At 64.0% G+C, this 12,966-nt stretch carries 12 protein-coding genes; 7 read left to right on the top strand and 5 right to left on the bottom strand.

From position 1 onward, the window contains the following. Window positions 1–23 precede the first annotated feature (23 nt). Window positions 24–1,244 (bottom strand): bifunctional alpha/beta hydrolase/OsmC family protein, encoded by a 1,221-nt coding sequence (locus WKH79_RS03650; RefSeq protein WP_341859635.1) that lies wholly within the window; start codon window positions 1,242–1,244, stop codon window positions 24–26. A 90-nt stretch (window positions 1,245–1,334) separates the two neighbouring features. On the opposite strand from WKH79_RS03650, the gene WKH79_RS03645 reads away from it, so the two are divergent. Next, window positions 1,335–2,189, top strand: coding sequence for a MoxR family ATPase (locus WKH79_RS03645; RefSeq protein WP_063505897.1), 855 nt, complete (start codon window positions 1,335–1,337; stop codon window positions 2,187–2,189). 81 nt (window positions 2,190–2,270) lie between these two features. Here WKH79_RS03645 and WKH79_RS03640 read toward each other — a convergent pair whose 3' ends face one another. Then, window positions 2,271–3,671: a methyl-accepting chemotaxis protein gene (locus WKH79_RS03640; protein WP_341859634.1), complete on the bottom strand. Its 1,401-nt coding sequence runs from the start codon at window positions 3,669–3,671 to the stop codon at window positions 2,271–2,273. A 124-nt stretch (window positions 3,672–3,795) separates the two neighbouring features. Here WKH79_RS03640 and WKH79_RS03635 point away from each other — a divergent pair, with 124 nt between their 5' ends. After that, window positions 3,796–4,980, top strand: coding sequence for a VWA domain-containing protein (locus tag WKH79_RS03635; protein ID WP_050600553.1), 1,185 nt, complete (start codon window positions 3,796–3,798; stop codon window positions 4,978–4,980). Between the two features lie 72 nt (window positions 4,981–5,052). Here WKH79_RS03635 and WKH79_RS03630 read toward each other — a convergent pair whose 3' ends face one another. The 3 genes from WKH79_RS03630 to WKH79_RS03620 all read right to left on the bottom strand — a co-directional run bounded on the left by WKH79_RS03630 (window position 5,053) and on the right by WKH79_RS03620 (window position 8,180). Continuing rightward, window positions 5,053–6,339, bottom strand: a complete 1,287-nt coding sequence (locus WKH79_RS03630) for an MFS transporter (RefSeq protein ID WP_341859633.1) — start codon at window positions 6,337–6,339, stop codon at window positions 5,053–5,055. A gap of 168 nt (window positions 6,340–6,507) precedes the next feature. Beyond that, window positions 6,508–7,710, bottom strand: coding sequence for a DUF1343 domain-containing protein (locus tag WKH79_RS03625; protein ID WP_341859632.1), 1,203 nt, complete (start codon window positions 7,708–7,710; stop codon window positions 6,508–6,510). Then, window positions 7,707–8,180, bottom strand: coding sequence for a DOMON-like domain-containing protein (locus WKH79_RS03620; protein WP_341859631.1), 474 nt, complete (start codon window positions 8,178–8,180; stop codon window positions 7,707–7,709). Before WKH79_RS03620 ends, WKH79_RS03625 begins: the two co-directional genes overlap by 4 nt. Before the next feature lie 101 nt (window positions 8,181–8,281). On the opposite strand from WKH79_RS03620, the gene tyrS reads away from it, so the two are divergent. The 5 genes from tyrS (at window position 8,282) to WKH79_RS03595 (ending at window position 12,956) form a co-directional block, all read left to right on the top strand. Continuing rightward, entirely contained in the window at window positions 8,282–9,514 is a 1,233-nt protein-coding gene (tyrS, locus tag WKH79_RS03615) for a tyrosine--tRNA ligase (RefSeq protein ID WP_341859630.1), read from the top strand. A 109-nt stretch (window positions 9,515–9,623) separates the two neighbouring features. Continuing rightward, window positions 9,624–9,962, top strand: a complete 339-nt coding sequence (locus WKH79_RS03610; RefSeq protein ID WP_050600558.1) for a PilZ domain-containing protein — start codon at window positions 9,624–9,626, stop codon at window positions 9,960–9,962. 74 nt (window positions 9,963–10,036) lie between these two features. Next, window positions 10,037–11,347 carry an MFS transporter gene (locus WKH79_RS03605; RefSeq protein ID WP_341859629.1) on the top strand — a complete coding sequence of 437 codons (1,311 nt, stop codon included), beginning with the start codon at window positions 10,037–10,039 and terminating at the stop codon, window positions 11,345–11,347. Then, a complete protein-coding gene (gene cysK, locus WKH79_RS03600) occupies window positions 11,344–12,261 on the top strand; it encodes a cysteine synthase A (protein WP_050600560.1) in 918 nt (305 codons plus the stop codon). The genes WKH79_RS03605 and cysK overlap by 4 nt, the downstream gene beginning before the upstream one ends. Continuing rightward, window positions 12,261–12,956, top strand: a complete 696-nt coding sequence (locus WKH79_RS03595; protein WP_341859628.1) for a dienelactone hydrolase family protein — start codon at window positions 12,261–12,263, stop codon at window positions 12,954–12,956. Before cysK ends, WKH79_RS03595 begins: the two co-directional genes overlap by 1 nt. Window positions 12,957–12,966 lie beyond the last annotated feature (10 nt).

Genomic DNA, 12,966 nt, shown 5'->3' with positions numbered 1-12,966 from the left:
TGACCCCCTCCTCTGACACATCACTAGACTAGATTCTTTGTATGTATATGCAACCCGCCCTCAAGGGTCTCGTGGACCGGGCATTTGTCGGCGATTTCGATGATCCGGCGGCGCTGGTCTGCATCCAGCGCGTCGCCGTGCACTGCAATCCGCCGGTTAAGCGCCTGCATCTTGGTGCCTTCCGCCATGGCTTCGGCGTGGTCGCAGCGATCCGCGTGGTTGCGCTCATGCGTGACTTCCACGGTCACGCCCTCGAGCGGCCAGCCCTTGCGGTCGGCATACATCTTCATTGTCATTGCCGTGCAGGTACCCAGCGCCGCGTTGAGCAGGTCGTAGGGCGTCGGGCCGCTGTCGTCGCCGCCATAGCTGCGCGGTTCATCGGCCACGAAGCTGTGGTTCGAGGTATGCACTTCGGTCCCGAACTTGCCGTGGCCGGTCTTGGCGACGATCCCTTCTTCGGGCAGCGGCCAGTCGTCGCGCAGCGGGAGATAGCGCTTGGCCCAAGCGGCGATCATGCCAGCTGCGAATTCTGCCGACTGGCGGTCGAGCAGCAGGTGGTCGGCGCCTTCGAGGCTGACGAAGCTCTTGGGATGCCGTGCCGCGCCGAACAGCGCACTGGCATTCTCGATACCGACGATATCGTCCGTCGGCGAATGGAGGAACAGCAAAGGGCAACGCAGCTTGCCGACTTCCTCGAGCAGGTCGATCGCCTCCACCCGCTCGATGAATTCGCGGCTGAGCGAGAAATCGCGGCCACCGATCGTGACCGGCCCTTCCCCCTGCTCGCGGATGGCGTCGATATCGCCTTCGATCCGGGCCAGCACATGCGGCACATCGCTGGGCGCGCCGATGGTGGCGATCGCGGCGACCTTGTCGAATCCCAGATCGTCTGCCGCAGCGAGCACCGCCGCCCCGCCGAGGCTGTGCCCGACCAGCAGGACGGGCTGCGCAAACCGGTGCAGCAGGTCCTCGGCCGCAGCGACCAGGTCGGCGACATCGGTGGCGAAACCGGCACGGCCGAAGTCGCCTTCACTGCCGCCCAGCCCGGTGAAGTCGAACCGCAGACAGGCAATGCCTTCACGCGACAACGCGCGCGCCACGCTGACCGCCGCGCGGCTCTGCTTGGTGCAGGTGAAGCAATGCGCGAACAGCGCCGCCCCGCGCACCAGCCCGGTCGGCATTTCCAGCGAGCCGGTCAGCTCGTGCCCCGCATCGGTGGCGATCGTGATCGTTTCGGTAGGCATGCAATCTCCCTCGCGTCTGAACCCATAACGCCCCCTTGCACGAGCGGTGCCCGGCCCCTAACGCTAACGTAAAGTTGCAAGGGAAAACCGATGACAGAACCGACCCGTTTTGAAGGCACCAAATCCTATATCGCGACCGACGACCTCAAGGTCGCGGTCAATGCCGCTGTTACGCTAAGGCGTCCGCTGCTGGTCAAGGGCGAGCCGGGAACGGGCAAGACGGTTCTGGCGCACGAGATTTCCAAGGCGCTCGACGCACCGCTGATCGAATGGAACGTCAAGTCGACCACCAAGGCGCAGCAGGGCCTTTACGAATATGACGCGGTGGCCCGCCTGCGCGACGGCCAGCTCGGTGACGAGCGCGTCCATGACATTTCCAACTACATCCGGCGCGGCAAGCTGTGGGAAGCCTTCACTTCCGAAAAGCTGCCCGTGCTGCTGATCGACGAGATCGACAAGGCCGATATCGAGTTCCCCAACGACCTGTTGCAGGAACTCGATCGCATGAGTTTCGACGTCTACGAAACGCATGAGCGGATCGAGGCGAAGGAACGCCCAATCGTGGTCATCACCTCGAACAACGAGAAGGAACTGCCCGACGCCTTCCTGCGCCGCTGCTTCTTCCATTACATCAAGTTCCCCGACACCGAGACGATGCGCGACATCATCGAAGTCCACTTCCCCGGGGTGCAGAAGAGCCTGGTGACCAAGGCGATGGAAGTGTTCTACGAAATCCGCGAAGTGCCGGGTCTGAAGAAGAAGCCCTCGACCAGCGAACTGCTCGACTGGCTCAAGCTACTGCTCAACGAGGACATGCCGCTCGAAGTGCTGCAGGATGCCAACCCCAATGCCGCGATCCCGCCGCTGCATGGCGCGCTGCTGAAGAACGAACAGGACATCATGATGTTCGAACGGCTCGCCTTCATGGCCCGCCGCCAGAGCTGATCGCGCACAGCGAAATACGCATGTGAAAGGGGCGCGGACCGGATATGGTTCGCGACCCCTTTCGCGTCTGGAAAGCCGCCGTCAGTTGAAGCTGTACGCCAGTTCGAAATCGCCCCAGCGGCGGCCGTTGATGACCAGCGGGACATAGACATTGCGCACGACGACATAGTTCCGGCCGTCGCCTTCCTGCCGGTACACCGCCATCATGTAGGGATCGGTCTGGCTCTTGGCCTTCTTGTCGATCGCATAGAGCATGACGCGCCCGTTGCGGCAGTAGGTCGTATCATGCGTGACATCGCCGGTCGGCGCGCGGCAGCGATCGGTGATATGCGTCGGCAGGAAGCCGTTCATATCCGCTTCCGAACACATCAGGATCGGCCCGCCCTGCGCGACCACGCGGTCGTTGATCGGGCGCCAGTTCGCATCGGCCCAATCGCTCAGTGCAGTGCGGTACTGTTCGGGGTTGGTGCCGGGGACGTATTGGTAATCTCGGTCGAACAGCTGGTCCATGCTGAGCGATCCGTCGGCAATCGCGGCTTCGGCGACGCCGGCGACTTCCGCCGCGAAACGGCGCGCCTGTTCGACCATCCGGCTGTCATCGGGCGAAAGGTCCGCCTTGACCAGCTGGTCGAACATCTCGCTCGCGGTCATTTCCAGATCCTCGATCCGGGCATGCGCCGTACCGAGCTTGGTTTCGTTGACCGTGACCGCTTCGTCGAAATCGTCAAGCACACCCTGCACGCGGTGGACATGCCCCGAAATGGTGGCGGTGTTGCGCGCAATCAGGTCCTGCTGGCCGTCGACCTCGAGCAGCAGTTCGGTGACGCTGCGCATGGTATCCTCGATCGAGCCGACCGAGTTCTTCGCCTGACTGCTCGCTTCCGCGCCGCTTTCGATCTTCTCGATCACCTGACCCGCTTCGTTGCCGAGCGTGTCGATCGTCCGCCCGATCTCCTCGGTTGCCTTGCGGGTCTGGCTGGCAAGCGATTTCACCTCATTGGCGACGACCGCGAAAGTGCGGCCCTGCTCGCCCGCGCGCATCGCCTCGATCGTCGCATTGAGCGCCAGGATGTTGGTCGTCTCGGCGATCTGGTCGATTTCCTGACTGGAGCGGCGCACCTGTTCCATCGCCGCGGCAAAGCCGGTGACATGCTGGGTCAGCGTTTCGACCAGGCTGAGCAGATTGCCGATCTCGTTCAGCGAGTTGTTGATCATCGTCGAACCGTGCCTGAGCCGTTCGATCGCGCGTTCGGAGAGCAGCCGGGCCTCGTCGCTCGCTTCGAGCACCTTGCGCTGATCTTCGTCGAGCGTCCGCACGGTGCCCTGCAACTCGCCATATTCGCTGCGCAGGTGGCCGAACGAATCGATCACGCCCTGGACGATACCCGCCACATCGGAACAGCCGACGGTGACCTTGCCGCAGGCGGCCGGAATTTGATCGAGAGCGGACGCGCCGCCCTTGTCGATCGCGCTGAGTTCCATGTGCTTACGACCCCCTTATTCGTCTTGATCAGCGAGGTTTAGGCGCTGATGGTTAGTGGAGGGTAAAAATCGGTTGCGATTCACACACTGGTGCACTCGCTCCACACGCGCTAAGCCGTTCGGCATGTTCTTCAATTTCGTCGACGAGCTTCGCTCTGCGGGCATTTCCGCAAGCTTCAAGGAACACCTCACGCTGATCGAGGCGCTCGACCGCGACGTGATCGAGCAATCGCCCGAAGCCTTCTACTACCTCAGCCGGGCGACCTTCGTGAAGGACGAAGGGCTGATCGACCGGTTCGACCAGGTGTTCCAGAAAGTCTTCAAGGGCATCCTCAGCGATTACGGGCAGAACCCCGTGGATGTCCCCGAAGACTGGCTGAAGGCAGTGGCCGAGAAGTTCCTGTCCGAAGAGGAGATGGAGAAGATCAAGGCCCTGGGCGACTGGGACGAGATCATGGAGACGCTCAAGAAGCGCCTCGAGGAACAGGAAAAACGCCACCAGGGCGGCAACAAGTGGATCGGCACGGGCGGGACATCGCCCTTCGGCAATTCGGGCTACAACCCCGAGGGCGTGCGGATCGGCGGGGAAAGCAAGCACAAGCGTGCGGTCAAGGTGTGGGAAAAGCGCGAGTTCAAGAACCTCGACAACACCAAGGAACTGGGCACGCGCAACATCAAGATGGCCCTGCGGCGCCTGCGCCGCTTTGCCCGCGAAGGCGCCGCCGACGAGCTCGACCTCGATGCGACGATCGAGGGCACGGCCAAGCAGGGCTGGCTCGACATCCGCATGCGGCCCGAACGGCACAATGCGGTCAAGCTGCTGCTGTTCCTCGACGTCGGCGGGTCGATGGATCCCTTCATCAAGGTGACCGAGGAACTGTTCAGCGCGGCCACGGCCGAATTCAAGAACCTCGAATTCTTCTACTTCCACAACTGCCTGTATGAAGGCGTCTGGAAGGACAACCGCCGGCGCTGGCAGGAACGCACCAAGACCTGGGACGTGCTCCACAAATACGGGCACGACTACAAGATCGTGTTCGTCGGCGATGCGGCAATGAGCCCCTACGAGATCACCCATCCGGGCGGCAGCGTCGAGCATATGAACGAGGAAGCCGGCGCCACCTGGATGCAGCGCGTGACCAGTACTTATCCGGCTACCGTGTGGCTCAACCCGGTGCCCGAAAAGCAGTGGAGCTATTCGCAGTCGACCAAGGTGATGAAACAGCTGGTCAACGACCGCATGTATCCGCTGACGCTCGACGGGCTCGACGACGCAATGCGCGAACTGAGCCGCAAGACCGGGGCATGAGAAAACCCCGGGCGTTGCTTACGCCCGGGGTCGTTGCTTCCAGCGGGTAGCGGGCCACGCGGCCCGCCCCGGCTAGTCCTTCTGATCGAGTTCCTCATTGAGGCGCAGCGAACAGCGCCAGAAGAAGAACGCCGGCAGCAGCCCGAGGAACGTCGCGCCGTAAAGCACGTAGCGCACGCTTTCCTCGCCATAGGCGGGCTGCAGCAGATCGGACATCATCCCGAAGAACAGCGGTCCCAGCCCCAGCCCGATGAGGTTCTGGAAGAACAGCAGCACGGCGGCCGCGATCGCCCGGGCGCGCAGCGGCACGAGGCCCTGCACGCTCGAATAGGTGGGGCCGTAATAGAGCGAATTGCAGATCGTCGGGACGATCAGCAGGGACAGCGCCAGCAGCCAGTTGTCGGTCATGAAGGCGAGCAGCGCGAAGGGTATCGTCACCACCATGCCCACCGCGGGCGCGGTGAGCACATGGCGGCGGTTCTTGGCGCCCCAGCGATCGGCGATATAACCGCCCAGGACCGTGCCGGCGATGCCCGCCCCGCCATTGACCAGCCCGAACCACAGCCCGGTTTCACCCGGGGTCAGCCCGTGCGTGCGCTGGAAGAAGATCGTGATCCAGGTCACCTTGCCGTAGGCGAGGAAGGCCGCGGCCGAACCTGCCGCCACCAGCAGGACGAAAGCGCGCGAGCTGAACATTGCCTTGAGCGCGGCTTTCATCGGCATCTGTTCGGCCGACTGCTGCGTGCCGGCCTGCATCATCCCGGTGCGCCGGGGATCCTTCAGATAGGTGAAGACGACCACGGCCAGCGCAATGCCCGGAAGCCCGACGATCAGGAAGGCGTTGCGCCACCCGACCGAATCGGCAAGCAGGCCGCCGATCAGCATGCCCAGCAGCGTGCCGATGGGAATGCCGAGCGCGTAGAAGGCCAGCGCGGAGGAGCGCTTGGATGGTTCGACCATATCCGCGATCAGCGAATGCGCAGGCGGCGTGCAACCCGCCTCGCCCACGCCCACACCAATCCGCGCCAGCAGCAACTGGATGAAATTCTGCGCCAGTCCGCACAAGGCAGTCATGGCCGACCAGATCGCCAGCGCACCGCCGATCAGCCATGGCCGGTTGGTGGTCGAGCGATCCGAGAAACGCGCGATCGGCAGGCCCAGGATCGTGTAGAACAGTGCGAAGGCCAGGCCCGTCATCAGGCCGATCTGCGTATCGCTCAGACCCAGTTCGAGCCGGATCGGCTCGGCCAGGATGTTGACGATCTGCCGATCGATGAAATTGAAGATGTAAACTATCAGAAGGATCCACAGGGTAACCCTGACCGATCCACCAGTCTGCCGTGCTGCCGCAGTCGCCATTATAACCTCTCCCGAAGCGCGGGTATGCCCGTCACTTTCAAGTAGGCTCGCCTTCCCGGGGCCTTAGGTCAAGACCATTGATCGAAAATCGAACTTGCGGTCGGGTAGAAAAGTTTGCCGCTGTCCAACCCTGCGACCGCGTAGGGACGGCCGGTGCCGCCCGACCGGTCAGCTGTAAGCCAGATGCGCTGCGATCGATTCGCGCCAGGCGGCTTCGTCCGCGCTGGCGACCCGGTCGAGATCGTCGGGAACTGCTTCACTGTCGTCGACCCATTCGCGCAGCACCGAACCCCCGTTGATCACATCGATCGCCAGGCGGTCGAGTTCGTATTCGTAAGGGAAATCGCGCCAGATCGGATAGTCGGAATAAAGCGCGCGGATGGCCTTGAAAGCCAGTGCCTGCAATCGCCACGGGCGGAACGCGTGGTGATCGTAGAACTCGCCTTCGGCATGGATCATCAGCCCGTTGCACAACGCGCCCGTGTGCTTGTGGAAAGTCGGTTCGAACCAGCATTCGCGAAGCGCCGAACCGCGCATCCAGACCGGGGCCAGACGATGCATTTCGGCCAGCACCGCCTTGGCATCCACGTCGGGCGCCCCGAACAGGACTTCCAGCGGCCGGGTCGTCCCCCGGCCCTCGCTCAGCGTGGTGCCTTCGAGCATGACGGTGCCGGCATAGGCCCGCGCCATGTTAAGGCTGGCCGCATTGGGGCTCGGATTGATCCAGATGCGGCTTTCGGGCCAGCCATAGCCGGGGGCACGGCCGGGCGACCAGCCCTGCATCTCGATCACCTGCAGATCCACGTCGAGCTTGAAATGCGCGACGAACCAGCGCGCCATTTCGCCCATGGTCAGCCCGTGACGCATCACCATCGGCGCGGCTCCGACGAAGCTCTCCTGACCGGGTTCGAGCAGGGTTCCTTCCACCGGCCCACCGGCAGGATTGGGGCGGTCGAGCACCCATACGGACTTACCCGCCTTCGCCGCCTCCTCGAGCAGATACAGCAGCGTGGTGACGAAGGTGTAGATCCGGCAGCCGAGGTCCTGCAGGTCGAACAGGAAGACGTCGGCGCTGTCCATCATCTGCGCGGTGGGGCGCCGTACTTCGCCGTAGAGGCTGAAAACGGGGATGCCGTAGTGCGGATCGACTTCGTCCCCGGTCTCGACCATGTTGTCCTGCTTGTCGCCCTTGAGCCCGTGCTGCGGACCGAAGGCGGAGGTCACATTGACCCCGCGGTCGATCAGCGCGTCGAGCGAATGCGTGAGGCCCGCGGTTACCGAGGCAGGATGCGCGACCAGCGCGACCCGGCGCCCTTCCAGCGGCTTGCGCAGTTGCTCTTCCGTGACGAGCCGATCGATGCCGAATTTCATGGCGCGCTAGCTGCCCCAAGCCGCGCGGTGAAGCAAGACGGATCGTGGAAATCGGGCGCGTCTCTGCCATGAGCGAGCGCCCAGTAGCTCTTGTGCCCGCCGGTCTCCTCGATCACGCAGTTGATGCCCATCGCGCACTCGGTCTGCGGCAGCCCCGCGGCGGGCAGCGCGGCATCGAAGATCGCGAACTTGCCGCCAGGGCGCATAGTGCAGACCGCATCGCGCGGCATCGGCCATTCGCTCATGCCGTCGCGCGGGGCCGAGAAGCGGTAGGCATTCCAGCGCTCGGAGGGCGACAGATTGAACTCGTGATAGGCGGTGTCCCCATCGGGCCGCAGGAAGAGCTCGAAGCAGGTGGTCTGCCACAGTCCGTCGGCGCGTCCCTTGCCGGCAAATCCGGGGAGGACGAGATCATGCGCAGCCTCGATCCGCCAGCGCAGCGTCAGCCAGTTGGCATCGTGCGCGGTCACGCGCGCCTCCACCGCCGTTACCCCCAGTGCAGGGCATGCCGGATGCGGTTCCAATCGATAGATTTGCATGCCGCCCCTTACCTGCTAGCGCGCGCCTCGTCATGAACAACTATACGTCCGAACTCATGCGCGTGCTCGACGAGCGCGGCTATATCCACCAGGTCACCGATGCCGCAGGGCTCGATGCGCTTGCCGCCAGGCAGATCGTCCCCGGCTATATCGGTTTCGATGCCACCGCGCCGTCGCTCCACATCGGCAGCCTCGTCCAGATCATGATGCTGCGGCGCCTCCAGCAGGCGGGCCACAAGCCGATCGTGCTGATGGGCGGCGGGACCACGCGGATCGGCGATCCGACCGGCCGCGACGAAAGTCGCAAGATGCTCACCGACGAGACGATCGCAGCCAATATCGAGGGGATCCGCACCGTCTTCGAACGGTTGCTGACCTTCGGCGAGGGGCCGACCGATGCAGTCATGGTCGACAACCAGGACTGGCTGGGCGAACTCGGCTATATCGAAATGCTGCAGAAGGTCGGCACACATTTCACCGTCAACCGGATGCTGACTTTCGATTCGGTGCGGCTGCGGCTCGAGCGCGAGCAGCCGATGACCTTTCTCGAATTCAACTACATGATCCTGCAGGGATACGACTTCCGTCACCTGGCGCAGGACATGGGCGTGCGGCTGCAGATGGGCGGCAGCGACCAGTGGGGCAACATCGTCAACGGGATGGAGCTCGGCCGCCGGATGGATGGAAGCGAGCTGTTCGGCCTGACCACGCCGCTGCTGACCACCGCCGATGGCGGCAAGATGGGCAAGACCGCCTCGGGCGCGGTCTGGCTCAACGAAGCGCAGCTGCCAAATTACGACTTCTGGCAATATTGGCGCAATGTCGACGACCGCGACGTGGGCCGCTTCCTGCGGCTGTTCACCGACCTCGACCTGGCCGAAATCGCCCGGCTCGAAGCGCTCGAAGGCGCGCAGATCAACGAAGCCAAGACGGTTCTTGCCAATGAGGTAACCACGCTCGTTCGGGGTGCGGAAGCCGCGCGGCTCGCCGAGCGCACCGCGGCCGAGACCTTCGCCGGCGGCGGCGCGGGCAGCGATCTGCCGACGCTTGCCGTGGGCGCGGACGGCATGCGGATCGGCGCGGTGCTCACCGAGCTCGGCTTCACCGCTTCGAACGGCGAGGCCAAGCGCAAACTGGCCGAAGGCGCGGTCAAGCTCGACGGGGCAGTGATCACCGAACCGGGGCATCTGGTAACGGTTGCGCAAGACGGCGAATGCAAGCTCAGCCTGGGCAAGAAGAAGCACGCAATCATCCGCGCGCAATAAGCGGCGAAGCGAGCATCAGGAACGTCGAAAGGCCCCGATTGTTTACCATTTGGAAGACTTTTCCGCGCATAGTATATTTCGTCTTAAGCACTTCAAAGGGAACGCCAGCATGACTGTCGGAGCACAACTGAGCGTAACCGACCAGCGCCGGATGGCGCGTCATCCGGTCGACCATCCCGTCATCGCCGAACATTTCGGAAAAGGCGACGTGCACCTGCATATCGCCAACGTCTCCTCCAACGGCTTCATGATCGACAATGCGGAAGACATCGCCCGCGGCGAGCGCGTGATCGTGCGCTTGCCGGTCATCGGCCGGATCGAGGCCTATTGCATCTGGATCCGCGACAACCGCGCCGGCTTCCAGTTCGAACGGATCATCCGGGTCGACGATTTCCTGGCGATGATCGACACGCTGCAGCCCAATCCGCGGCTTCGCAAGCTGCGCTGATTTCCAACCGCTTCTTCTAGAACGACAAGCAGGCCCGTCTTCACAACCGAAGGCGGGCCTGCCATGCGTCCGGGGTGAACGACACCAGCAAGCTTTCCCCCGACGCATCGCCCCTCAGGATCGCGAATTTCCGCGCCTACTGGCTCAGCCGCCTGTCGATGACGCTGGCGCAATATGCGATGATGCTGATCATCGGCTGGCAGACCTACAATCTGGCACGCGACGGCGGGATGGGGGTCGGTGCGGCGTCGGGCCAACTGGCGCTGATCGGTCTGCTGCAATTCATCCCGCTGTTCCTGCTCACGCCCTTCTCCGGCTGGGCGGCGGACCATTTCGACCGGCGCAACATCGCCCGCCTGACCGTGCTTGCCCAGCTGGGCTGCGCGGGCACCCTCGCCTGGTTCACCTGGAACGAGACGCTCACGGTCACCGTATTGTTCGGCGTGGCGATCGTGCTCGGGATCGTCCGCGCGTTCAACGGCCCCGCGCTGTCCGCGCTGGCCCCCAATCTGGTACCCAAGGCGATCCTGCCCAACGCCATCGCGCTGTCGAGCATCGCCTGGCAGGTCGGGATGATCGTGGGCCCGGCGATCGGCGGCTACACCTACGCCATAATGCCCGCCCTGCCCTATATCACCGCCTTCGCGCTGTTCGCGGTATCGCTGGCCGCGCTGAGCTTCATCGGCAAGGTGCAGCAGCCGGCACGCGCGGCGAACAGGCGCCCGATCCACCAGATGGTCGAAGGGCTGCGCTACGTGGTCCGCAACAAGATGGTGCTGGGCGCGATCACGCTCGACCTGTTCGCGGTCTTTCTCGCCGGGGCGACCGCGCTGTTCCCGGTCTATGCGCGCGATATCCTGGAGGTCGGCGAAACCGGGCTGGCGCAGCTGGCGATGGCGCCGGCAGTGGGCGCCGCGCTTACCGCGCTGTGGTTCAGCTTCCGTCCGCTTAAGACCAATGTCGGGCCCAAGATGCTGTGGGCGGTGGCGGTATTCGGACTGGCCACGGTGGTCTTCGGGCTCTCCAAGACGATGCCGCTCAGCCTCGCCATGCTGTTCATCATCGGCGCGGCGGACATGTTCAGCGTCTATATCCGCCAGTCGCTGATCCAGCTGCACACGCCCGACGACAAGCGCGGCCGCGTGTCCTCGGTCAGCCTGCTGACGATCAGCGCGTCGAACGAATTCGGCGATTTCTTCTCGGGCAGCCTCGCCTTCCTGTTCGGCCCGGTGATCGCGGTGGTCGGCGGCGGGGTCGGCGCGATCGCCACGGTCGCGCTGTGGTCGCGAATTTTTCCCGTCCTGCGGACAACGCGGACCTTTGACCCGCCTGACGAATTGTTAGACACTCCCCCCGAAGAGAAATTGCAGGAGCAGATGCCATGAAAGCCGACTCCGTCCTCGCCACGATCGGCGATACAGCCCACATTCGCCTGTCGCGCCTGTTCCCCGACCACGAGGTCTGGGTGAAGAACGAGCGCGCCAATCCGGGCGGTTCGATCAAGGACCGCATCGGCCTCGCGATGATCGAGGATGCCGAGGCGGCGGGCAAGCTCAAGCCCGGCGGCACGATCGTCGAACCCACCAGCGGCAACACCGGGATCGGCCTGGCGATGACTGCCGCGGTCAAGGGTTACAAGCTGGTGCTGGTCATGCCCGAAAGCATGAGCGTCGAACGCCGCCGGCTGATGCTGGCCTATGGCGCGACCTTCGACCTGACGCCCAAGGAAAAGGGCATGAAGGGCGCGATCGAACGCGCGCAGGAACTGGTCGAACAGACCGAAGGTGCCTGGATGCCCAGCCAGTTCGACAATGAAAGCAACTGGAAGGTCCACGCGCGCACCACCGCCAAGGAAATCCTCGACGATTTCGCCGATACGCCGATAGATGCGATGATCACCGGGGTCGGCACCGGTGGACACCTGACCGGCTGCGCCGAAGTGCTCAAGCAGAGCTGGAGCGCGATGAAAGCCTATGCGGTCGAACCGCAGGGCTCGCCGGTCATCAGCGGCGGCCAGCCCGGCCCGCACCCGATCCAGGGCATCGGCGCCGGCTTCGTCCCCGACAATCTGCACACTCAGGCAATCGACGGCGCGATCCAGGTCGATCCCGAGGATGCCAAGGAAATGGCCCGCCAGTGCGCTGCGAAGGAAGGCTTGCTGGTGGGTATCTCCAGTGGCGCGACATTGGCCGCAATCAAGCAGAAACTGGCCGATCTGCCTGCCGGATCGCGCGTGCTGGGCTTCAATTACGACACTGGCGAACGGTACCTGTCGGTGCCCGATTTCCTGCCCGAGTGATGCCTTTCGAGAAGGTCGGATATGAAGACGGCGCGGTCGCGCTGACCGCGCTTTACGCGCGGCCCGCCGTCCCGGCCCGCGCCGCGGTGGCGATCTATCCGACCTTCATGAACACCACCCCCGCGGTCGAGGCGAAGGCCGCCGCACTCGTCGATGCCGGTTACGCAGTGCTTATCGGCGATTTCTACGGGCCCGAAACCCCGTCCGATGCCGACCAGGCTTTTGCCGCCATGGGCCGGCTGCGCGGTGACCCGCCGGCAATGCGCCAGCGCCTGCGTGCCACGCTCGATCTTCTGCGCCGGCTCGAACCCGATGTGCCGCAAATGGCGATCGGTTTCTGCCTCGGCGGCATGGCAGTGCTCGAAATGGCGCGCGACGGGCAGGATCTCGCTGCCGTGGTAAGCTTTCACGGCCTGCTCGAAACCGCCCTGCCGGCCGACAAGCCAATTATACCGCGGATCCTGGTGTGCCACGGCGACGCCGATGCGCTGGTCCCCCGCAGCCAGGTTACCGGTTTCTGGGAGGAAATGGACGCTGTGGGGGCCGATTGGCATTTTCACAGCTACGCAGGCGTCGAGCATGGCTTCACCACGCCGCGCATGCGCGACGGCTCGCCCAATCCCGCCTATGACGCAAGTGCCGACCGCCAGAGCTGGGCGGCGATGCATGCGCTGTTCGACGAAGTGCTCGGATAGGGTAAGCGGC

Origin of the sequence: Qipengyuania sp. GPGPB31 (assembly GCF_038396345.1) — a bacterium.
Classification (GTDB): Bacteria; Pseudomonadota; Alphaproteobacteria; order Sphingomonadales; family Sphingomonadaceae; genus Qipengyuania; species Qipengyuania citrea.
This window is presented reverse-complemented; position numbering and strand designations above follow the sequence as displayed.